This window comes from Mycobacterium sp. NGS45 (genome assembly GCF_059812645.1).
On record NZ_JCALDB010000001.1, the window covers coordinates 1 to 23,348 of the forward strand.

The 23,348-nt window shown below is 63.9% G+C and carries 11 protein-coding genes and 1 pseudogene; 8 read left to right on the top strand and 4 right to left on the bottom strand.

Translation table 11 applies throughout. The annotated features are described in order from the left end of the window. A pseudogene (locus AC5Y3P_RS00005) lies at positions 1-8,949 on the top strand (amino acid adenylation domain-containing protein); the annotation flags it as partial. A 126-nt stretch (positions 8,950-9,075) separates the two neighbouring features. Further along, positions 9,076-10,422 (top strand): hypothetical protein, encoded by a 1,347-nt coding sequence (locus AC5Y3P_RS00010; RefSeq protein WP_500043841.1) that lies wholly within the window; start codon positions 9,076-9,078, stop codon positions 10,420-10,422. Positions 10,423-10,626: 204 nt separating this feature from the next. Here the strand turns inward: AC5Y3P_RS00010 and AC5Y3P_RS00015 are convergent, their stop codons facing one another. Further along, complete coding sequence (locus tag AC5Y3P_RS00015; RefSeq protein WP_500043842.1) at positions 10,627-11,985, bottom strand: condensation domain-containing protein; 1,359 nt, start codon at positions 11,983-11,985, stop codon at positions 10,627-10,629. 245 nt (positions 11,986-12,230) lie between these two features. Here AC5Y3P_RS00015 and AC5Y3P_RS00020 point away from each other — a divergent pair, with 245 nt between their 5' ends. Next, on the top strand, positions 12,231-12,905 hold the full coding sequence (locus AC5Y3P_RS00020; protein ID WP_500043843.1) for a methyltransferase family protein: 675 nt from the start codon (positions 12,231-12,233) through the stop codon (positions 12,903-12,905). Positions 12,906-12,951: 46 nt separating this feature from the next. On the opposite strand, the gene AC5Y3P_RS00025 is transcribed toward AC5Y3P_RS00020, so the two are convergent. After that, positions 12,952-13,923 (bottom strand): hypothetical protein, encoded by a 972-nt coding sequence (locus AC5Y3P_RS00025; protein WP_500043844.1) that lies wholly within the window; start codon positions 13,921-13,923, stop codon positions 12,952-12,954. A 234-nt stretch (positions 13,924-14,157) separates the two neighbouring features. Here AC5Y3P_RS00025 and AC5Y3P_RS00030 point away from each other — a divergent pair, with 234 nt between their 5' ends. After that, entirely contained in the window at positions 14,158-14,337 is a 180-nt protein-coding gene (locus tag AC5Y3P_RS00030) for a hypothetical protein (RefSeq protein ID WP_500043845.1), read from the top strand. A 19-nt stretch (positions 14,338-14,356) separates the two neighbouring features. Here the strand turns inward: AC5Y3P_RS00030 and AC5Y3P_RS00035 are convergent, their stop codons facing one another. Further along, positions 14,357-15,163, bottom strand: coding sequence for a GAP family protein (locus AC5Y3P_RS00035; protein WP_500043846.1), 807 nt, complete (start codon positions 15,161-15,163; stop codon positions 14,357-14,359). Positions 15,164-15,722: 559 nt separating this feature from the next. Between AC5Y3P_RS00035 and AC5Y3P_RS00040 the strand changes: the two genes are divergently transcribed. The 4 genes from AC5Y3P_RS00040 to AC5Y3P_RS00055 are packed head-to-tail and all read left to right on the top strand — an operon-like array spanning position 15,723 to position 22,264. Beyond that, entirely contained in the window at positions 15,723-16,133 is a 411-nt protein-coding gene (locus tag AC5Y3P_RS00040; RefSeq protein ID WP_500044246.1) for an MmpS family transport accessory protein, read from the top strand. Beyond that, positions 16,130-19,012 carry an MMPL/RND family transporter gene (locus tag AC5Y3P_RS00045; protein WP_500043847.1) on the top strand — a complete coding sequence of 961 codons (2,883 nt, stop codon included), beginning with the start codon at positions 16,130-16,132 and terminating at the stop codon, positions 19,010-19,012. The genes AC5Y3P_RS00040 and AC5Y3P_RS00045 overlap by 4 nt, the downstream gene beginning before the upstream one ends. Before the next feature lie 28 nt (positions 19,013-19,040). Beyond that, positions 19,041-21,890 carry an MMPL/RND family transporter gene (locus tag AC5Y3P_RS00050; RefSeq protein ID WP_500043848.1) on the top strand — a complete coding sequence of 950 codons (2,850 nt, stop codon included), beginning with the start codon at positions 19,041-19,043 and terminating at the stop codon, positions 21,888-21,890. Between the two features lie 35 nt (positions 21,891-21,925). After that, positions 21,926-22,264, top strand: a complete 339-nt coding sequence (locus AC5Y3P_RS00055; protein ID WP_500043849.1) for a hemophore-related protein — start codon at positions 21,926-21,928, stop codon at positions 22,262-22,264. A 10-nt stretch (positions 22,265-22,274) separates the two neighbouring features. On the opposite strand, the gene AC5Y3P_RS00060 is transcribed toward AC5Y3P_RS00055, so the two are convergent. Beyond that, positions 22,275-23,237, bottom strand: a complete 963-nt coding sequence (locus tag AC5Y3P_RS00060; protein ID WP_500043850.1) for an IclR family transcriptional regulator — start codon at positions 23,235-23,237, stop codon at positions 22,275-22,277. Positions 23,238-23,348: the final 111 nt, after the last annotated feature.

Sequence of the window (23,348 nt, forward strand, 5' to 3'; positions counted from 1 at the left end):
GGCCGCAGCGATGCACCAAAGCGACACCGGCACACATCTCATCGCCTATGTCGGGTTGGAGCACACCAGCAACGCCGATCACGACGCCGAGGTCGTCGACCAATGGCAACAGATGTACGACGAGCTGTACGACGAGGATCTCGAAGTTGCCGACTTCGGCAGTGATTTCCGGGGCTGGAACAGCAGTTACACCGGCGAACCGATCCCGCTCGAGCAGATGCAGGAGTGGCGGGCAACCACTGTCGACCGGATTCTCGCCCTGCAGCCGCGACGGGTGCTCGAGATCGGTGTCGGTTCGGGACTGATGCTGTCCCAAGTTGCGCCACGATCCGACGAGTACTGGGGCACGGATTTCTCTGCTCCTACGATTGCGACCTTGCAGGCGGCGACCGCGGAGCGGCCGTGGGGGAGTTGGGTTCACCTGTCGACCCAGCCCGCCCATCTCACCGACGGGTTGCCACCGGCGTACTTCGACACCATCATCATCAACTCGGTAGTGCAGTACTTCCCGAATGCCGACTATCTGGCCGAGGTAATCGAGAAGGCCATGGGCTTGTTGGCTCCGGGCGGAGCGCTGTTCATCGGAGACGTGCGCAATCACAGCCTGCAGGACGCCTTCCAAACCGGTATCGCACAGGCCCGCGACACTTCCGGTGATACCGACGAGGTTCGGCAGCGAATCCAGCGTGCGGTACTCGGTGAGCCCGAATTGCTGTTGGCCCCGGAGTTCTTCACCACCTGGGCGGCCGAGCATGCCGCCGCGGCAGGCGCTGGAATCTACGTCAAACGCGGTGAGGCCGACAACGAACTCACCCGTTACCGCTACGACGTCGTCATCCACAAGGCGCCCGGCGCGGTCTCCTCGCTGGCCGATGTGTCGCGCTGGATGTGGGATCAGTGTGCGGGTCTGAGCGGGTTGCATACGGAGTTGGTCATCCAGCGGCCGGAGGTCGTGCGGGTCAGCGCCATCCCACGGGCAAGCGTGATCGTCGACGTCGCGGTCGAGCAGGCCCTGGCCGCTGGTGTATCCCTGGATCAGGCACAGGCCGATGCCGATGAGGTAGCGATCACCGGAACGGCCACGCCGGAACAGCTGTACCGCCTCGCCGAGGAGATCGGGTATCGGTGTGCGGTCACCTGGGGAGCCCAGGCCGGCACCATCGACGCGGTGTTCATCGCCCCCGGAAGTGACTGGGACCGACCGATACTGACGGATTTGTATCTGCCTGCCGGCGCGGTCCAGCAACGCAGCGCATATGCCAACGATCCCGACACCAATTCGAAGGTCAACGAGGTGCGCCAGTGGTTGGCCGCGCGGTTGCCCGAGTACATGGTGCCGACTCAGATCCTGGTGCTCGCGGAGTTCCCGTTGACTTCCTCGGGCAAGATCGATCGCAAGGCACTGCCGCAACCGGTGTTCACCGCGGCGGCCTTCCGGGCGCCGCAGACCCCGACCGAGAAGACCGTCGCCGAGGTGTTCGCCGAGGTACTGGGACTCGATCGGATCGGCCTGGACGACGACTTCTTCGCTCTCGGAGGGGATTCCTTGAGTGCGACGCGGGTTGCCGCGCGGTTGCAATCGGCCCTGGCCCGGGAAGTGCCGGTCCGGTACCTGTTCGACGTACCAACCACCGGGGCGCTCGCGGATTATCTCGACAGCAACGAGGCCGAGTCGACTCGTCCGCCCCTGAAGGCTCAATCCCGCCCGGACGTGTTGCCGTTGTCCTACGCGCAGCAACGGTTGTGGTTCCTCACTCAGTTGCACGGTGCGTCACCGGTCTACAACATGGCGGTCGGTTTACGGCTGACCGGGAGTTTGGACGCCGACGCGCTGGGCGCGGCGCTGACCGACGTGGTCGGCCGACACGAGAGCCTGCGCACCTTGTTCGATGCGCCTGGTGGGACCCCGCAACAGATCGTATTGCCGCCGGGTCAGGCTCGTCCGGGCTGGGACGTCGTCGACGCCGTTGGCTGGTCGGCGGATCGACTGGAGGAATCCGTCGGTGAAGTCGCCCGGCAACCGTTCGACCTGACAGCTGAAATCCCGCTGCGTGCACGCCTTTTCCGGATATCTCCAGATGAGCACGTGCTGGTTGCGGTGGTGCACCACATCGCTGCTGATGGCTGGTCGGTGACTCCCCTGGTAGCAGATCTGGGCGCGGCGTATGCCGCCCGCAGCAACGGCCAGAACCCCCAGTGGACGCCGTTGCCGGTGCAATACGCCGATTACGCGCTATGGCAGCGCGAGCATCTCGGTGACCTCGGCGACCCCGACAGCCGCATCTCGGCGCAGCTAGGTTACTGGCAGGAGGCCCTGGCAGGCCTGCCGGAGCGACTGCAACTGCCCACCGACCGGCCGTACCCGGCGGTTGCCGACTACCAAGGCGCCAGTATCGCCGTCGAGTGGCCGGCCGATCTGCAACATCGCATCCGCGCGCTGGCTGCCGAGCACAATGCGACCAGTTTCATGGTGGTGCAGGCCGCGTTGGCGGTGTTGTTGTCGAAGTTGAGTGGCAGTGCGGATGTGGCAGTGGGCATCACGATCGCCGGCCGCGGTGACCCCGCGCTCGATCACCTGGTGGGATTCTTCGTCAACACCTTGGTGCTACGGGTCGATTTGCACGGGGACCCCACCGTTGCAGAGCTCCTGGAGCAGGTGCGTCAGCGTGGGCTGGCTGCCTACGAGCATCAGGACGTGCCGTTCGAGGTGTTGGTGGATCGGCTCAAGCCCACTCGAAGCCTGAGCCACCATCCGTTGGTGCAAGTCCTGCTGGCGTGGCAGAACCTGCCCTGGCAACACACCAGTGATCCCGCGGCCGGACTGAAGTTGGGCGAAGCGCAAGTGACGCCAATCCCCGCGCACACCAATACCGCCCGGGTGGATCTGACTTTCGCGCTCGGCGAGAAGTTCGGTGCGAACGGCGACCCCGCAGGTATCACCGGGACGGTGGAGTTCCGTACCGACGTGTTCGAACCGAAGTCCGCCGAGCGGTTGGTGGAGCGCCTGCGGCGGGTCTTGGTGGCGCTGACTGCTGATGTGGAGGGGGGGTCATGACCGCTGATCTGACTCGGCGCCTGTCGTCGATGGATTTTCTGGATGATGACGAGCACGATCAATTGGATCAGTGGGGCCATCGGGGAGTGCTGTCCGAGCCGGTGTCGGGTGGGGCCTCGATTCCGGTGGTGTTTGCGGCGCAGGTCAACCGCACGCCGGATGCGGTGGCGGTGTCGTTCGACGGTCGGTCGTTGTCGTATCGGGAGTTGGATGAGGCTTCGGATCGGTTGGCGGGGGTGCTGGTTGGTCGTGGGGCGGGTCCGGGTTCGTGTGTGGCTGTGTTGTTGGAGCGGTCGGTTGATCCGGTTGTGGCGATTCTCGCGGTGTTGAAGTCGGGGGCGGCGTATTTGCCGATTGATCCGGCTCATCCGGATGCGCGGATTGAGTTCATGGTGGGTGATGCTGCTCCGGTGGTGGCGGTGTCGTCGGCGGGGTTGGCGGGGCGTTTGCCGCGGGGTTTGGGGGTTGTCGATGTCGATGATCTCGGTGCGGTTTCTGGGGTGGGGGTGGTGTCGTCGGTTCCGGGTGCTGATGATGTGGCGTATTTGATCTATACGTCGGGGACTACGGGTGTGCCGAAGGGGGTGGCGATCAGTCACCGGAATGTGGTTGGCCTGTTGGAGACTTTGGATGCTGATCTGGGGTTGGCGGGTCAGGTGTGGACGCAGTGTCATTCGTTGGCGTTCGACTATTCGGTGTGGGAGATCTGGGGGGCGTTGCTTTTTGGTGGTCGTGTGGTGGTGGTGCCGGAGTTGGTGACGCGGGCGCCGCGGGAGTTGTTGGCGTTGTTGGTGGCTGAGGGTGTGACGGTGCTCAGTCAGACGCCGTCGGCGTTTTATGCGTTGCAGTCTGCGGATGCTGCTGATGTTGAGTTGGGTCGGCAGTTGAAGCTCGAGACGGTGGTCTTTGGTGGGGAGGCGCTCGAGCCGCAGCGGTTGGGGTCGTGGTTGCAGTCTCATTCGGGGACTCCGCGGTTGATCAATATGTATGGGATTACCGAGACGACGGTGCATGCGTCGTTCCGGGAGATCGTGGTTGGTGATGTCGATAGCGGTGTGAGTCCGATTGGTGTGCCGTTGGGTCATCTTGGGTTCTTCGTGTTGGATCAGTTCTTGCAGCGGGCGCCGGTGGGTGTGGTTGGTGAGTTGTATGTGGTGGGCGCTGGTTTGGGGTATGGGTATTGGCGTCGGGGTGGGTTGAGTGCGTCGCGGTTCGTGGCGTGTCCGTTCGGTGGGTCCGGGGCGCGGATGTATCGGACTGGGGATTTGGCGTCGTGGGGTGCTGATGGGCAGTTGCGGTATGCGGGGCGTGCTGATGAGCAGGTCAAGATTCGTGGGTATCGGATCGAGTTGGGGGAGATTCAGGCTGTTTTGGCTGATGTGGCTGGGGTTGATCAGGCCGAGGTGATTGCCCGTGAGGATCGTCCGGGGGATAAGCGGCTGGTCGGGTATGTCACTGAGTCGTCTTCTGGCAGTGTTGATCCGGTTGCGGTTCGGGCGGTGTTGGGGCAGCGGTTGCCGGTTTACATGGTGCCTGCGGCGGTGGTGGTGCTCGAGGCGATGCCGTTGACGGTGAACGGCAAGTTGGACAAGCGGGCGTTGCCGGTGCCGGAGTATGCCGATCGGGATGGTTATCGTGCTCCGGGTAGTCCTGCTGAGGAGATCGTGGCCGGGGTTTATGGGCAGGTGTTGGGTTTGGGGCGGGTCGGGGTTGATGATTCGTTCTTCGATCTCGGTGGTGATTCGTTGTCGGCGACGCGGGCGGTCGCGGCGATCAATGTTGCTTTGGATGCTGATCTGACGGTGCGTACGTTGTTCGACGCTCCGACGGTGGCTGAGTTGGCGGGGCGGATCGGTACCGGTGGTGCTGGGTTGGCGCCGTTGGTCAAACAGCAGCGGCCGGCGGTGGTGCCGTTGTCGTACGCCCAACAACGCTTGTGGTTCTTGGACCAGTTGCATGGGCCCTCACCGATCTACAACATGCCGACGGCGTTTCGGATCAGTGGGGCGTTGGATACCGTTGCGTTGCGGGCCGCGTTGGCTGATGTCATCGACCGTCATGAAAGCCTGCGCACGGTGTTCCCCTCGGTCGAGGGGATACCCCGCCAACTGGTCAAACCCGCCGACCAAGCCGACTTCGGCTGGCAAGAAATCGACGCCAGTGGCTGGCCGACGGATCGCCTGGAGGAATCCGTCAATGCGGCGATCTGTTACAACTTCGACTTGGCAGCCGAAATTCCGGTGCATGCACAGCTTTTCCAGCTCGCACTGGACGAGCACGTGCTGGTGGTGGTGATACACCACATCGCCGGCGACGGCGCATCGATTGGCCCGTTGGTACGTGACCTCGGGGTCGCCTACGAAGCGCGTTGTTCGGGCACCCCGCCGCAGTGGTCGCCGTTGCCGGTGCAGTACGCCGACTACACGCTGTGGCAACGCGAACAATTGGGCGACCTCGCCGACGCGGACGCTCGGATATCCTCGCAGGCCGCGTACTGGGAGCAAGCTTTGGCGGGGTTGGCTGATCACCTCGAGTTGCCGACGGATCGGTCGTATCCGGTGGTGGCTGATTATCAGGGTGCGACGGTGGAGGTGGTGTGGCCTGCGCAGTTGCAGCAGGATGTGGCGCGGGTTGCCCGTGAGCACAATGCGACCAGTTTCATGGTGGTGCAGGCCGCGTTGGCGGTGTTGTTGTCGAAGTTGAGTGGCAGTGCGGATGTGGCGGTGGGGTTCCCGATCGCCGGGCGCAATGATCCGGCGTTGGATGAGTTGGTCGGGTTCTTCGTCAACACGTTGGTGTTGCGGGTGGATCTGGTCGGTGATCCGACGGTCGCCGAGTTGTTCGGGCAGGTGCGTCAGCGCAGCCTGGCTGCCTACGAGCATCAGGACGTGCCGTTCGAGGTCGTCGTCGATCGGCTCAATCCGACCCGCAGCCTGACCCACCACCCCCTGATCCAGGTCATGCTCGCCTGGCAAAACTCCACCGGGGGCGCCGTTGCGGGTGCGGCATCGGGTGATCTGCAGGCCGCGCCGTTGGTGACCGAAACCCACACAGCCCGGATGGATCTGGTATTCGGCCTGGGCGAGAAATTCGAAGCAGCGGGTGAGCCGGACGGGATCGTCGGTTCGGTGGAGTTCCGTACCGATGTGTTCGACCGGAGCACAGTCGAGACGCTGGTTGGACGGTTGCGGCGGGTGTTGGAGGCGTTGGTTGCCGATCCTGGGCAGCGGGTGTCCTCGGTGGAGGTGTTGGATGTCGCCGAGCGAGCGCGACTCGATCAGGTCGGCCACCGGGCGGCGTTGACCCGCCCTGCAGCACCGAGCGCCGCCTCGATTCCGGTGGTGTTCGCCGCGCAGGTCAACCGCACGCCGGATGCGGTAGCCGTGTCGTTCGCCGGCCGATCGATGTCGTATCGCGAACTCGATGAAGCCGCCAATCGGTTGGCGCACCTACTCGTCGACCGGGGCGCCGGCCCAGGTGAATGTGTTGCCCTGCTGCTCAATCGCTCGGCGCAGGCGATCGTGGCGATTCTCGCGGTGTTGAAGTCGGGAGCTGCGTATCTGCCGATCGACCCGGCCCATCCCGATGCCCGGATCGCGGTCGTCGTCGCGGATGCCGCGCCGGTCGCGGCGCTGAGCACCGGCGGTCTGGCGGCGCGGTTGTACGGCTGCGGAGTCGAGACCATCGATGTCGCGGACCCGCGCATCGACACCCAGCCGAACACCGCGTTGCCGGTGCCCACCGCAGGCGATATCGCCTACCTGATCTACACGTCCGGCACCACCGGGACGCCAAAGGGAGTAGCGGTACCGCACAGCAACGTCACCCAATTGCTCGGGTCGCTCGACGTCGGGTTACCACCTGCCGGGGTCTGGACCCAGTGGCATTCGTATGCGTTCGACGTGTCGGTGTGGGAAATCTTCGGTGCGCTATTGGGCGGCGGGCGACTCGTGGTGGTGCCGGACGCGGTGGCGGGCTCACCGGATGACCTGCACGCGTTGTTGATCGCCGAACACGTCACGGTCTTGAACCAGACGCCGTCAGCCGCGGCAGCACTCTCGCCCGGCGGTTTGGCGTCGACCGCACTGGTGGTGGCCGGTGAGGCCTGCCCCACCGAGTTGGTGGACCGGTGGGCGCCGGGCCGGGTGATGATCAACGGGTACGGCCCGACGGAGACCTGGTACACGTCATTCAGTGCGCCGCTGACGGCAGGATCGAGTGTGGTGCCGATCGGCACACCGGTGCCCGGCGCAGCATTCTTCGTGTTGGACCAGTGGTTGCGACCAGTGCCGGCCGGAGTCGTCGGGGAGTTGTATGTCGCGGGCGCCGGACTGGCCAGCGGGTACCTGCGTCGGGGCGGATTGACCGCGTCGCGATTCGTGGCGTGTCCGTTCGGAGCGCCGGCCGGACGCATGTACCGCACCGGCGACCTCGTCTCCTGGGCGGCCGACGGACAATTGCATTATCTGGGTCGGGCGGATGAGCAGGTCAAGATCCGCGGCTATCGGATCGAGCTGGGCGAGGTTCAGTCCGCCCTGGCCGATCTGGAGGGTGTCGACCAAGCGATCGTCATCGCCCGTGAAGATCGTCCGGGGGATAAGCGGCTCGTCGGGTATGTCACTGAATCGTCTTCTGGCAGTGTTGATCCGGTTGCGGTTCGGGCGGTGTTGGGGCAGCGGTTGCCGGTTTACATGGTGCCTGCGGCGGTGGTGGTGCTCGAGGCGATGCCGTTGACGGTCAACGGCAAGCTGGACAAGCGGGCGCTGCCGCAACCGGAATACGCATCGGACGGGCAGTACCGCGCGCCGGAAACGCCGAGCGAAAAGACCCTGGCCGATATCTACGCCCAGGTTCTGGGTTTGGAGCAGGTCGGGGTCGACGATTCGTTCTTCGACCTGGGTGGTGACTCCCTGTCTGCGATGCGGGTAATCGCCGCGGCCAACGCCAGCCTGGATACCGACCTGGCGGTGCGCGTCATGTTCGATGCACCGACGGTGCGGAGCCTGGCCAAGCAGGTGGGTAGAGCTGAAAGCTCGCAGGAAGTGGTGCCGATCGAGATCCTCAAACAGGGCAGCGGTGTTCCGCTCTGTTGTGTCCATGATGGTTTCGGGCTGAGCTGGTCATATCGGGCGTTGCACCAATATCTGGATGGCCCGATCATCGGAATCAATCAAGCGCCACGTCCGGGCGAGCGTGAAGTTCTGTCGATCCAGGCGATGGCGGCGAACTATGCCGACAGACTCCAGGAACTTTATCCGACCGGACCTTATCGGATCCTCGGATGGTCTTTCGGTGGCGTCGTGGCGCATGCGCTCGCTGTGGAGCTTCAGCGACGAGGATGTGAAGTCCAGCGCCTGCTATTGCTCGATGCCTTGTTGAATCCCAACAAATTCCGAAAAGGGGTCGCCAAGGTAATTGCGAGAAATCGGAGGGCCGTCGAGGGGTGGGTTCTGGAATACCTGCTCCGAATAAACAAGGCCAAGGTCCCGGTGCATTGGATGCCGCTGACCTACTCCCGGGTCGCGGATATCATCGAACGACGCGGTGCCACTCCGCCATCCACGAAATTGGTGGAATTCATGGTGCGAAGCGTGAGTGCGGGCCAACTGCTTCTGCTCGAGTATGTGCCAGAGGTGTTCGATGGCGATATCGCGATGTTCTCCGCCGCTCGCCACCGGTGCGACGGCGCTGGGAGTGCAGGGCTGAAATCGTGGTGGGTACACCGCGGCAATCAGAGTGCGGCCAGTTCGCTGCTGCAGACTTGGCGACCATACGCCTCTGGCGAGATTGCGGTGGTTCCGGTGGACTGCACACACTTCGAGATGTTCACCCCCGACTCTCTGAGTGAATACGTAACCCAGCTCAAGTCCCTGTTGGAAGCGACCGAAGAATAGGTGCCAGGGGGTGAGTTATTGCGGTTACATGACCAGATCTCGGCTCCGGTTGGCGAACTCGGAACCGGCGCGATAAACAACCACTAACAGAGGACAAGAGAATCCATGTCCGATACCGTTTCGACCATGAGCAACGTTCTCGATCCGCTCGACCAGACGATGTTCGACGTCGCGCGGGCGACCGGAGCGAGCAGTCAACTGCAGTGTGTCTGGATCTATGACCGCGCAATCGATATCGACGGTTTGCGGCAGTTCCACAAGCATCTTCAGCAGGGTCGATTATCGCGGCTCGTCGAACGATCACCATTACCGTTCGGCCGGCACCGCTGGGTAGCGGCCGAAAGTTCGTCGGACCTCGAGATCGTCGAATCACCGCTTCCGCGTGCGGAATTCGAAACTTGGCTCAACGAGAAACTGAGCATCCCGCTTGATGTCGAGCGCGGCCCCGGGTGGCGCCTTGCGGTTCTCCCGTTCACCGATGGCGGCACCGGTGTCACCCTGGTGCTTTCCCGCCTGCTCACCGACGGCATGGGCCTGTGCGAGGCGCTCGCCGAGGCGGCCTCGGGCCGCGACGACTCGGTCAGCTGGCCCGCGGCCCGATCGCGCGGGCGATGGCAAGCCCTCGGCGAAGACGCCCGCCAAACCGTGCGCGACATCCCGGCGGTCGGCCGCGCCGTCGCCGCCACGATCCGGATGGCCCGACGCAATCGCAGCGCTACCGGTGCCGCTGCGCCGGCCGCCGCGACCCAGCCGCTGGCCACCGTGCCGCCGGCCGGCTCCGATCACCTCGTATCACACGCGATGGCAACGGTCTTCGTCGATGCGAAGGAGTGGGACGCCCGCGCACACGCCCTCGGCGGCACCAGCAACACCCTGCTGGTCGGATTGGCCGCCCGACTCGCCGAGCGAGCGGGACGGGTCGGCCCCGACGGCACGGTCGTGGTGATGATGCCGGTCAACGAACGGGACGCCGGCGATACCCGCGCCAACGCGATCGGAGATGTCGGCGTCACGGTCGACCCGGCGCTCGCCAGCACGGACCTGCGGCCAATCCGGTCCGCCGTCAAGCAAACACTGACCCGCCACCAGCAAGAACCCAATGAGGCAATGACGGTAAACGCCCTCGTTCCGTTGCTGCCTCGGCGACTGCTGCTGGCCGGCCGAACTGCGGCCACCAACTTCTCGTCCAACCTCGTCGGTTCGTCCAACCTGCGCGAGGTCAACCCGGCCGTCGGCCGGCCGGACGGAACCGACGCCGCCTACTTTGCGTTGAAAATTCTGCACACCGGCGTGACCGAGGCGAGGATGCAGCGGTTCGGCGGACTGGAATCCGTGCTGTCCGGTATCGCGAACGGACATGTCTTCGTCTCCGCGATCTCGTATCGACCAGGCAGACCCAACTCCAACGACCGTTTACGAGAAGAGCTTTCGAACACGCTGAGTGACTTCTCGCTCATCTGCACGCATCTCTGAGCGCCGTTGCGGCCATCGCCGCCTGACCCGGTGATGCCGCTTTCCGCCGACCGCCGGTTGGCCGCGGTGTCGGTTCCGACCCGCACCAACCCCGGACTCGTCAACGCTCGTGCCGAGACCGCTCCGAGTGCGGTCACAGATGGCTCGTCAACCTCGCGCAGGTTCGGGGCATGCACACTCGTCGGCGCGGGGGCCCGAGAGCCCTCAAAGGTGCGTGCAGATGAGCGAGAAGTCACTCAGCGTGCCCGAAAGGTCCTGTTGCAAGCGTTCGTTGGAGTTGACACCGCCGAGCCGATACGAGAACGCCGAGACGAAGACGTGGCCGTTCGTCGTACCGGATATCAGTGATTCCGCTCCGCCCATTCGGTGCAGCATCGTTTCGGTCATGCCGTGATGGGGGAGGACCTTTACGGCGAAGTAGTCGGCCTCCGTCCCGTCTGGCCGGCCGGCGGCCGGGTTGATCACGCCGAGATTGGACGAGCCGACCCGGTTGGACGCACCGGCACGCGTGGTGGACTCGAGCAGCCATTGCGGTAGCAGCGGAATGAGGGCATTGACCGTCAGCTCTTCGGCGGGTTCTTCCTGGCGGCGTGACAGTGACTGTTTGACCGCGGCTCGGACTGGCTCCAGATCCGTCGGGGCAAGATCCGGGTCGACCCTGACGTCGACGTACCCGATCGCGTTGGCGCGAGTATCGCCGTCGACGCGCTCGTTGACCGGCATCGTCACGAGGACCGAACCGTCTGGCCCGACCCGACCTGCTCGCTCGGCGAGGCGGGCAGCCAATCCCACCAGCAATGTGTTGCTGGTGCCGCCCAGTGCGTGCGCGCGGGCCTCCCATTCGTTCGCATCGACGAACACCGTTGCCATTGGGATCCGGACGGGCTGATCGGTGCCCGCCGGCGGCGAGGTGACCGCGCGGGTGCTGCTGTCGATCGGGGTGGTGCTGCCGGCTGGGGTGCTGGCGTCGGCAGCATTGCGGCCGCGTCGGGCCATTCGGATCGTGGCGGCGATGGCGCGGCTGATGGTGGGAATGTCGCGCACGGTTTGGCGGGCGTCCTCGGTGACGGCTTGCCACCGGCCGCGGGATTTGGCGGTAGGCCAATTGATCGGGTCATCGTGGCCGAGTGCCGCCTCGGCGAGCGCTTCGCACAGACCCATGCCGTCGGTGAGGCAATGCGAGACGATCATGCTGACCCCGGTGCCGCCGTCGGTGAGCGGCAGGACCGCAAGGTGCCAGCCAGGGCCGCCCTCACAATCCAACGGGACCGCGCGTTGTTCGCTGAGCCAGGAGTCGAACTCTGCACGCGGACGGGCGGATGTGCCGATATCGATATCGGAGGCGCCGTCGGCTTTGATCCATCGGTGCCGGCCGAACGGTAGTGGTGATCGTTCGATGAGGCGCGACAACCGGCCCCGTTGCAGTTGATGGTGGAACCGCCGCAAACCGTCGATGTCGACCGGGCGGTCATAGATCCAGATGCACTGGAGCAGGCTGCGTGCTCCTATCGCACGACCGAGATCGAACGTTCGCTGGTCGAGCGCATCGAGAACGTTGCTCATCGTCGAACTTTATCTGTCCGGGTGCAGTTGTCATCGCGATTTCGGGCATGCGCAGTGCAGCGCTTCGCGCCCCTGGCTCTTCCGTTCCGGCCAAACCGAATCCTGCGCAGCGGATTAGCTGATGTCGTCGGTCGGGCCGCGCTACGCTCGGACGGGGGTCAACACGGTAGCCGGCATCGCGGCACCGCTCGCCGCGGTCGCCGACTGGATCTACCGTCGCCGAGACGCTGATCAGGGGGATGAAAATGAGCATCGATCTTCGGGCGGCGCTGCAAGCCGTCTTTGGCCTGGCCGCCGCGGGCCTGTTGCTGTTCTTGCCGGCCGGGACGTTCAACTACTGGCAGGCATGGGTTTTCCTGGCCATATATGCCGGGGTGACCGTTGTATCCACCGTGTACCTGCTGAGGAAGGACAAGGCGCTCGTCGAGCGACGCATGCGCCTCGGTCGGAAGTCTGAAACCAGGCCGGTGCAGAAGACAGTGGTTTACGTCATCGCAACCTTGTCCGTCGTGGCTCCGGTGTTCTTCGCCCTCGATCACCGGTTCGGTTGGTCGCCGGTGCCTCCCGCGGTATCCGTGATCGCTCTCATCACGTTCGCTGTGGGCCTCTGCATCACGGTGTTCACGATGATCCAGAACACTTACGCGGCAGCCAATATCACCGTGGAGTCCGATCAGGAGGTGGTTTCAACGGGTCTGTACGGACTCGTCCGCCACCCGATGTACTTCGGCGCACTGATCGCGGTCGGTTCGATGCCGCTCGCCCTCGGATCATGGTGGGGGCTGATCGTTCTCGTCCCGGTGCTGAGCTTGTACGCCGTGCGCATCCGCGATGAAGAGAAGCTGCTTCGAGAGGAACTCGCGGGGTATCACGAGTACACGCAGAAGGTGCGCTACCGGTTGGTGCCGGGACTCTGGTGAAGAGGACCGAGACTCCCGGCGAAACCCGTTGGCAGGAATTCGAAATTCACCCGGGTGTGCCGGTGAGTGAGAAATCACCCAAGGCAGCCGAGAGTTCTTTGCGTACATCGTCGTTGGAGTTCGGCTGGCTCGGCAGGTAGGAAGCCAACGACACGAAGGTCTGCCCGTCGAACGTGCCAGTGGTGATGGTTTGGATCCCACCGGATTTGTGCATCGCCGACGTGGCCACGTTGAGGTATCTGAGGCCCACGGACAGCGAGGCGGCAGGAGTGCCATCTGGTCGACCGGCAGCTGGATCGACCAATCCCACGTCGGAGACGCCCACCAGATTCGTCGGACCGCCACTGGCCATGCCGCCGAGGGCTCTGAGCGCCCGCTTGGGCAGCAGCGGAACCAGGACGTTCAGTATTCGTGCAATGTCGGGTTGTTCGTGATGCTGGATCATTGCTTGTTCGACTGCGGTCCGGATCTTGGTCAAGTCGGTCGTTGCAGCGTAGGGGTCGACCGTGACCCGCACGCCGCTGACCGCGTTGGTGCGGGTATCGTCCGCGGTCCGCTCGTCGATCGGTAACGTCACGACCACGGAACCGTCCGCCGCAACCCGTCCGGCCCGCTCGGCGAGCCGAGCCGCCAAGCCGGCCGCCAACGTATTGCTGGTCCCGCCGAGAGAATGCGCGCGGGCAGCCCATTCGCCGGCGTCCATCATGACGGTTGCCGTTGGGATCATGCGTGTTTCGTCCGCGTCGGCCGACGGCTCAGGTGGCGGGGTGGTGGGCGGTGCGGCATCCCCGGCGCTCTTGCGGCTACCTTGGACGTACCGAATTCCGGAGACGAAAGCACGGCCGATTGCCGGAAGGTCGCGCACGGTTTGGCTGGCGTCTGCACGGATGGCCTGCCATCGCCCGCGTGCTTCGGCCGCCGGCCAACTGATCGGGTCGGCGCGACCAAGCGCCGCGTCCGCGAGCGCCAGGCACAATCCGCCACCGTCGGCGAGGCAATGCGAGACGACCAGGCTCACCCCCGCACCACCGTCGGTGAACCGGACGACCGCCAGATGCCACCCGGGACCGCGCTCGCAATTCACCGGGACGTTGGCCCGCTCGTCCAGCCAGTCGGCGAATGTTGCACGCGGGCGGGCGGACTCGGTGATCTCGAGCGACGAACAGGTGGCCGGTAGCACCCAGCGGTGGCGGCCGAACGGCAAGGGTGACCGGGCGATGCAGCGAGACAACCGACCGCGCCCGAGGTGGCCGTGGAACTGCCGCAACCCGTCGATGTCGACCGGGCGGTCGTATACCCAGACGGCTTGCACCACGGTGTTCGCATCGGACGCTTGCTCGAAGTCGAACATGGTCTGGTCGAGCAGGTCGAGTACATCGCTCATCTTCGTACCGTCTGCCTTTCAGTCGTTGCAGACGGTCAGGATGCGTAGACCGCGACCCGCGTCGAGCTCACAGGCCACCGAAGCTCCGAAGTATCAACGAAACCCCAACCAGGGCCAAGATTGCCGCGGCGAACTTTATTCGGTGCGTACTCGCCCAGGCATGCAGACGGCGCAGCATTCCTTGCGTGGTGACCGGCGCAATCAGGTTGCTGGCGAGGATGATCTCCTCGATCAGCAGGACGCCGAAAATGTAGATGACGGCGACACTCATCTGCAGCCCGAGCGGAATCCCCGAGGTTACGATGATTGCCAGTGCCAAGAAGACTCCGTCGAGTGGCGGCACCACGATGATGCCGATGACGAACGAGATCCACGGATCCCCGTTACGCCACGCATTGCGAGCTCGGCTCAGCAGTCCACCGGTCGAAGACCCGTCCGCCGTGGTGTCCGGCGTCTCGTTCAGCAGTCGCGTGAGGATCGGCGGAGCGGTCGACTCGGGTCCGTCGACCGATGCCGCGCTTCCCCGATCCGGAACCCGCTGCCTGGCTTCGCCCGCCGGGACTCGGATGAACGAACGCGCCAACATAACTGCGGCTATCACGATCAGGACCGCGCCGACCGCGAGCATGCCGCGCTGGGTTCCTGGGTTGGCGGTCGGGTCCGCAAAATCCTCCAGAAAGGACGCGGATGCGGGAGCGGAGTGCAGCACGGCCAATGGGACGAGCAGCGAGAGAGCGCCGATGATCACGGCGCCGACCCAGTACGCGAAGAGATTTTGCATGGGTCGCGGCCGGGACAGCACCAGCAGGATGATGCCGAGGCGCACGGGATTGACCGTCGTCAAGAGTGCCAGCACCAGCAAGGGCCCCCACATGCCTGGGATGCTAATGTCCCTCGCCCCTTGCCGTTCAGAATTCTCCCGAACTTCAAGGCTGAATCCGCCGAGCTCGGCGCCGGCGAAAACGTAGTTGCCGGACAGCTTCTCGCCGGCACTCGAGGGCACCCCGATCCCCGAGGTGCGCCCGAACCGTGGCGGCGACGAATGTACTTCCGGTCGGGCCGTACCCAAACCCCAAGGCACGGATCGGAGCCGGTTCGCTCGAGCGCCGCCCTGCTCAGCAGATGCCCAGCTTTTTCGTACTGCCGTTCCACGTCGACACGCACGTGACATGCACTAACATCGCGTATCACCTTGATGTGAGCGGATGGGGAGGGTGCCTGCGATGGTGTACTCGTCGGGTCCGCATTACTCTCCAAGGGGCGCTGCGCGGTGACTGTCGTCGCTGCGCAGGCCCGGTCTGGCAGGCACCGCTCTGCATTCCGGGCGCGGTGCTCCAGGGGGGTGGGGTTGGCACCTGTTGCCTGTTGCAGCGCTCGGCCGCGACTCGGCTAGGCGCGGAGGAGGGGTAGTGGTTCTGGGGGTACTGAAGCGACTGTGGATTCCGCTGCTCATCCTCGTGGTGCTCGGCGCCGGTGGATTCACCGTGTCGAGGTTGCACGGAATCTTCGGATCCGAGGTGCGCCCCGCCTATGCCGACTCCGAAACCGAGGAGCGGCCCCCTTACAACCCCAAGCATCTGGTGTACGAAGTCTTCGGCCCGCCGGGGGCGGTGGCCAGCATCAGCTATTTCGATGTCGATGCGGAGCCACAGCACATCGAGAACGCCAGCCTGCCGTGGACATTGACGTTCCCGATGACCGAGGCGACGGCGATGGCAAACATCATCGCCCAGGGTGACAGCAGCAGCATCGGCTGTCGGATCACCGTCGACGACGAGGTCAAAGAGGAGCGGATCAGGCAAGGGGAAAGCGCCTTCACGTATTGCCTGCTGAGGGCCGCATGACCAGCCTGCAGCCGAGAAAGCCGCCATTGGCCGCCCGGCTGATCCGCCGGTTTGCCATCCCGATCAGCCTGATCTGGTTGGCCCTTGCCTACGTCGTGGGCGCCACCGTGCCACCGCTCGAACAGGTGGAACGCGAGCACGCGATTTCGATGATCCCCAGCGATGCGCCGTCGTTCCAGGCGGTGGAACGCATGGGGAAGAGCTTCGAGGAAGCTAATTCCAACAGCGTGGCGATGATCGTCTTGGAGGGGGAGCAACCCCTGGGCGACGACGCACACCGCTACTACGACGATGTGGTCGCTCAGTTGCGAGCCGACCCGGAGCACGTGCAATACCTGCAGGACTTCTGGGGCGACCCGCTGTTGGCCGGCGCCGCGCAAAGCGCCGACGGCAAGGCCGTGTACCTGCAGATTGCCCTCACCGGAGATCTCGGGCAGGCGTCTTCGAACGAGTCGTTGCAGGCGGTCCGCGACATCGTCGACGGGATTCCACCCCCCGCGGGCGTGACGGTCTATGTCACGGGGCCGGCGGCGTTGGTCGCAGATCTGAGCGAGAGCGGTAACCGGACCGTGCTGCTGGTCACCGGGCTGAGTTTGGCAGTGATCTTCACGATGCTGCTCTTCTTCTTCAGATCGGTCATCACGGCCTTCATCCTGCTGTTCTTGGTCGGCATGCAGCTGCAGGTGGCGCGCGGCGTGGTGGCGTTCCTCGGCGACCACGAACTCATCGGGCTTTCGACCTACGCCGTCAACCTGCTGGTGACCCTCGGGATCGCTGCCGGCACGGACTACGGCATCTTCTTCATGGGCCGCTACCAGGAGGCACGCCAGGCCGGCGAGGACCGGGAAACCGCCTTTTACACCACATATCGCAGCGTCGCCAAGGTGGTCATGGCCTCCGGGTTGACCATCGCGGGAGCGGTTTACTGCCTCAGCTTCACCAGGCTGCCCTACTTCCAAACCCTGGGCGTCCCCTGTGCGCTTGGCATGGTGGTGGCCGTCGCGGTGGCACTGACGATGATTCCGGCGGTGCTTGCGCTGGGTAGTCGCTTCGGGCTGTTCGAGCCCAAGCGGAAGATCATGGTCCGCCGCTGGCGGCGGTTGGGCACCGCGGTGGTTCGGTGGCCCGGGCCCATTCTGGTTGCAACGTGCGCAGTGTCGCTGATCGGACTCCTGGCGCTGCCGGCGTACGAACCTGGATACAACGACCAGGAATACATCCCCGAGGACATCCCGGCCAACGCGGGATATGCGGCAGCCGAACGTCATTTTCCACAGTCGCTGATGATGACTCCCGACATCTTGTTGGTCGAGACGGACCACGACATGCGCAATGCGGCGGACTTCCTGGTGCTGAACAAGTTGGCCAAAGCCGTTCTGGCGGTGCCCGGTATCGCGCGAGTGCAGGCACCCACTCGGCCCGAGGGAACACCACTCGAGCACACCACGATCCCGTTCATGATGAGTGCGTCGAGCGCCAGTCAACTCCAGCTCTTGCCGTTTCAGAAGGCGCGCATGGACGACATGCTCAAGCAGGCCGACGAAATGACGAAGACGATCGACGTGATGCAGCGGATGTACAGCATCATGCAACAGATCTCGACGACCACGGACAGTATGGTCGGCAAGACGCACGAGTTGGAGGATGTGACCAACGAGCTGCGGGACCACATTGCGAACTTCGATGATTTCTTCCGGCCGGTTCGCAACTATCTCTATTGGGAACCGCATTGTTTCAACATCCCGATTTGCTGGTCCTTCAAGTCGTTGTTCGAGGCGCTCGACGGAGTCGACATCGTCACCGTCACGATGCACAGCCTGATTGGCGACCTTGATCAGCTGAGTGCGCTCATGCCGCAGATGCTGGCCCAGTTCCCGTCGATGATCGAGTCGATGCGCAGCACCCGATCCATGATGCTGACCATGCACAGCACCATGTCGGGGGTCTTCGAGCAGATGGAGGACGCCGGCGACAACGCCACTGCGATGGGCAAGGCCTTCGATGCCGCGCAGAACGACGACTCGTTCTATCTGCCGCCGGAGATCTTCGAGAATGAAGACTTCAAGCGCGTCATGGATGTGTTCATCTCGCCGGACGGCAAGACGGTGCGGATGCTGATCTCGCAGCGCGGCGACCCTGCGACTCCGGAGGGGGTGTCGCGGGTCGACCCGATCAAGACCGCTGCCGAAGAAGCGCTCAAGGGAACGCCACTGGAGAGCGCCCAGATCTACCTCACGGGCACCTCGGCGATGGTGAAAGATCAGATCGACGGGTCCAGATACGACCTGTTGATTGCCGGCATCGCGGCGCTCTGTCTGATCTTCATCATCATGCTGATCATGATTCGCAGCCTGATCGCTGCTTTGGTGATCGTCGGCACGGTGGCCCTTTCGTTGGGTGCCGCGTTCGGTCTCTCGGTGCTGATCTGGCAGCACATCCTCGGTATCCAATTGAACTGGCTGGTGCTCGCGATCGCCCTCATCATTCTGTTGGCGGTCGGCTCGGACTACAACTTGCTGTTGGTATCGCGGATGAAAGAGGAAATTGGTGCCGGCATAAACACCGGCATCATTCGGGCAATGGGCGGAACCGGAAAGGTTGTGACCATCGCGGGAATGGTGTTCGCGTTCACCATGCTGGCAATGTTGGCCAGCGACGTGCTCACCATCGGCCAGGTGGGCTCCACCATCGGTATCGGTCTGTTGTTCGACACCTTGGTGGTACGCGCGTTCATGACGCCGTCGATCGCGGCCCTGCTCGGCCGCTGGTTCTGGTGGCCGCTGCGGGTGCACCCCCGTCCGGTGAGCGCCCAGCGCCGGGCGGGCGATCCGTTGCCGCTGATGCGCTCGTTGCTCAAGTCGGACGAGCGTGAACCCTGATGGGCCGGTTCGTCCTGTTGAAGGCCGTATGACCAGCGAACGTGCCACCCAGAGTCCGCAGTTCGTGGCACGCGTCATCCATAAGTTCGCGGTCCCGATCGTCTTGGGCTGGCTGGTGATCGTCGCCGTCATGACGTTCGTCGTCCCGTCGCTGGAGCAGGTGGGCCGCGAGTACTCGGTGTCGTTGGTGCCGCACGACGCGCCGTCGTTCCAAGCCATGCAGCGCATGGGGACGAACTTCGGTGAAAGCGACTCCGACAGTGTCGCGATGATCGTGTTGGAGGGCCAGGAAGCGCTGGGCGACGAGGCACATCGCTATTACGACGGCCTGATCGCCCGGTTGCAGGCCGACCCGCACGTACAGCACGTGCAGGACTACTGGGGCGACCCACTCACCGCGACTGGTGTGGAGAGTGCCGACGGCAAGGCCGTGTACGTCCAGCTGAATCTCGCCGGGAACCAGGGCGGGGCGATGGCGGACGAATCGATCGAAGCGGTTCGGCACATCGTGGGACAGGCGCCACCGCCACTTGGCGTCGAGGTGTTCGTAACGGGTCCCGCGCCCTTGGTGGCGGACATGAATCACGCCGGCGACCACTCCATCATCAAGATCACCGCCGTGACGCTCATCGTGATCCTCACGATGTTGCTGCTCGTCTACCGCTCGGTGGTAACCGCCGTGCTCCTGCTGCTGATGGTGGGAGTGCAGGTCCAGGCCGCCCGGGGTGTGGTCGCACTGCTCGGCGAACACCAGGTCATCGGGCTGTCGACGTTCGCGGTCAACCTGCTGGTCTCCCTCGGTATCGCAGTCGCTACCGACTACTGCATCTTCTTCATCGGTAGGTATCAGGAGGCGCGGCAGGCCGGCGAGGATCGCGACACTGCCTTCTACACGACCTATCGCAGCGTTGCGAAAGTGGTGCTGGGCTCCGGCCTGACCATTGCCGGGGCAATCTTCTGCCTGAGTTTCGCCCGATTGCCCTACTTCCAAACCATGGGTGTGCCCACCGCGGTGGCCATGGTGGTTGCGGTCACCGCTGCGGTGACGTTGATTCCCGCAGCCCTGGTGATCGGCGGTCGCGTCGGGCTCTTCGAACCCAAGCGGAAGATCATCGTGCGCCGGTGGCGGCGGTTGGGCACCGCCATCGTCCGGTGGCCCGCACCGATTCTCGTCACGGCGTGCGTGGTTGCGCTGATCGGCCTGTTGGCGTTGCCGGCGTACCAAGCCGCCTACAACGACCGGTTGTACGTGCCGCAGGACATCCCCGCCAATGTCGGATATGCCGCTGCGGAACGACACTTCCCGCAGTCCAGGATGATGCCCGACATCCTGATGCTCGAGGCCGACCATGACATGCGCAACCCAGCCGATTTCCTGGTGTTGAACAAGCTGGCAAAGGCGATCTTCGCGGTCCCGGGCATATCCCGTGTGCAGGGGATCACGCGGCCAGAAGGGGCGCCGATCGAACGCACGTCGATACCTTTTCTACTGAGTCTGCAAAGTGCGAACCAAAAGCAGGCCGTGCCATTCCAAAAAGACCGCATGGATGAATTGGTCGAGCAGGCAGATCGCATGACGACGATGATCCAGACAACTCAAAGGCTGAACGAACTAGCCCGAGAGATGGCCACGACCACTGACAGCATGTCCGGAAAGATGCACGAAATGCATGCTGCGATCGAAGAGGTGCGCGACCACCTCGCGGACTTCGATGATTTCTGGCGACCGGTACGGAACTATTTCTATTGGGAACCGCACTGCTTCAACATACCTTTTTGCTGGACCATGAGATCCGTCTACGAGACGATGGACGGCGTCGGCAAGATCAGTGATCAGATGGGGGGCCTCGTCGCGGACGTAGACCGACTGAATGTGCTCCTGCCGCAAATGGTTACACAGTTCCCGGCGATGATCACGACCATGCGGGTGATGCGAACCATGATGCTGACCATGCACAGCACCATGATGGGAACGTTCACCCTGATGGAGGACGCGACCGCCGATGCCACCGCCATGGGCCGGGTATTCGATGCTGCGCAGAATGACGACTCGTTCTACCTGCCGCCGGAAGTGTTCGAGAACAAAGACTTCCAAAAGGCCATGGAACTCTTCTTCTCACCCGACGGAAAATCGGTACGTTTCATCATTTCGCATCGAGGTGATCCGGCAACGCCGGAGGGCATCGCGCGCGTCGAAGCGGTGCGCAAGGCGGCCGAAGAGGCGCTCAAGACGACGCCCTTGAAGAATGCCCGCATCGACCTGGGCGGCACCGCGGCCACCTACAAGGACATGCGTGACGGGTCGACCTACGACCTGTTGATCGCGGGGGTCGCCGCATTGTGCTTGATCTTCGTCATCATGCTGGTCTTGATCCGCAGCCTGATCGCCGCAATGGTCATCGTGGGCACCGTGGCGATTTCATTGGGTGCGGCGTTCGGATTGTCGGTGCTGATTTGGCAGCATATTCTCGGCATCCACCTGCATTGGCTGGTGCTGGCGATGTCGGTGATCGTCCTCTTGGCTGTCGGTTCGGACTACAACCTGTTGTTGGTATCGCGGATGAAAGAGGAAATAGGGGCCGGGATAAATACCGGCATCATCCGAGCCATGGGTGGCAGCGGCAAAGTGGTGACCGCGGCCGGCCTCGTCTTCGCGTTCACCATGATGTCCATGGTGGTCAGTGATCTGCGCATCATCGGCCAGGTGGGGTCCACCATCGGCATCGGACTGCTGTTGGACACGCTGGTGGTGCGCGCGCTGATGACGCCCTCGATTGCCGCGCTCCTGGGCCGCTGGTTCTGGTGGCCGCTTCCGGTGCACCCTCGACCTCAGGCGCAATTGTGGAAAACCCGCAGTCAACTCGTGGCAGGCGAGTAGAGTCCGGCCACTAGGGCGGGGGAGGAGGTTTCACCATGGCGATTTCAGTTTTGACCAAACTGTCCGTTGCGGCCGCGGGTCTGGGATTGGCTTGCGTGGTCGGGGCGGGCGCCGCGTCGGCGAATCCGGATCTGGGGCCGGCGATCAACACCACCTGCAGCTACGAGCAAGTGGACCGGGCACTCGCGGCGCAGGACTCTGCCGCCGCGGCGCAGTTCCGCGATTCGCAGATGACCCAGGCCATGCTGAGCCAGTTCCTGGCCGCCGGGCCAGAACAGCGCCAACAAATTGCCAGTGCGCTCGCGAGTCAACCCGCGAACGCGGCCTACATCGGACTCCTGACTGCAGTCTTCAACACCTGCAACAGTTTCTGAGCAGGCCGCATCACCCGGTTGCCGTCGCACTCGACAGCCGGTCGGGCTTGATGCCGCCCAACTGCCCGGTCACGGTGTCGGCCATGTCCACCAGTGCCCGTGCATGTTCGGTGATCTCTCCGTCGGTCAACGCCGCGCCGATCTGCAGCGACGCGACCATCACCTGATGGCCGAAATGGTCGAACACCGGCGCCGAGATCACGTTGATGTCGCGTCGACCACCAGCGGTCTGGTCGCGCAGATAGACCCGCTCGCCGATGTCGGCCACCAACTCGCCCAGCAGCGCGCGCAGCTCATCGGGGATGTTCGCGGACAGGCCTGCCATCAGGGAGTAGAGCCGCCGACCGGCCGGCGTCAGCTGTTCCACCAGATAGCCGTCAGCCCAACAACTCTCGATCACCCGGCGCAGATGATCGGTGTCGGCGCGCATCGGGACGGTGGGCTCCTTGGCCAGCCAGTCCCGGAGTGCCTCGTCGTCCCACAACACGAACATCAAACCGACCGGTGGCGCGAAGGGATAACTCTGGCCTACCTGGACGGCGGCGCGGACGTTCGGCGGGGTCACCAGTTCGAGCACGGTGATCCGATCGTCGATCACCCCGGACAAGGCCACCGGCAGGCCGAAACGCGTTGACAGAGCGCATAGTTCGCTACGCGCTGCCGGGTTGACCCGCAGTGCCTCCTGGGCCTTGTGGCCCAAGGTGATCAGCGCGGGTCCGAGCCGGTAACTCTTGTCACCGGGATCACGCACGACGTAGCCGGACTCGCTCAACGTCGTCATGATCCCCAAACAGGTCGGCTTGCTCAGGCCAAGTCGGCGGGCCAACTCCGAGACCCCGAATCGTTCATCGAAGTGTTCGGCCAAGAAATCGAGAATCCGCACCACCCGTTCGGTGGGCGGGGAGGCCCTGCCCGACGCCGTCCTACCGGCGGACGAGTCGTCCGCCCGCGACTCTGCTCGATCTCGGTCCATGTGACGCGGCCTCACCCTACGGTTGCTTCAACAGTCGGCATCAGCGTAGACAATGCGGTCGATATATGGAACGCAGTGGTCGAGTATTGACTCTCATAAGAACGCGTTCTA

Bases quoted from the DNA above. Each gene is read 5' to 3' on its own strand.
- AC5Y3P_RS00015 (WP_500043842.1), bottom strand. From the start codon at position 11,985: ATGAGCAACGTTCTCGATGCGCTCGACCAGCGAACGTTCGATCTCGGT.
- AC5Y3P_RS00050 (WP_500043848.1), top strand. From the start codon at position 19,041: ATGACCAGCGAACGTGCCACCCAGAGTCCGCAGTTCGTGGCACGCGTC.
- AC5Y3P_RS00060 (WP_500043850.1), bottom strand. From the start codon at position 23,237: ATGGACCGAGATCGAGCAGAGTCGCGGGCGGACGACTCGTCCGCCGGT.
- AC5Y3P_RS00055 (WP_500043849.1), top strand. From the start codon at position 21,926: ATGGCGATTTCAGTTTTGACCAAACTGTCCGTTGCGGCCGCGGGTCTG.
- AC5Y3P_RS00020 (WP_500043843.1), top strand. From the start codon at position 12,231: ATGAGCATCGATCTTCGGGCGGCGCTGCAAGCCGTCTTTGGCCTGGCC.
- AC5Y3P_RS00010 (WP_500043841.1), top strand. From the start codon at position 9,076: ATGAGCAACGTTCTCGATCCGCTCGACCAGACGATGTTCGACGTCGCG.
- AC5Y3P_RS00045 (WP_500043847.1), top strand. From the start codon at position 16,130: ATGACCAGCCTGCAGCCGAGAAAGCCGCCATTGGCCGCCCGGCTGATC.
- AC5Y3P_RS00035 (WP_500043846.1), bottom strand. From the start codon at position 15,163: ATGTGGGGGCCCTTGCTGGTGCTGGCACTCTTGACGACGGTCAATCCC.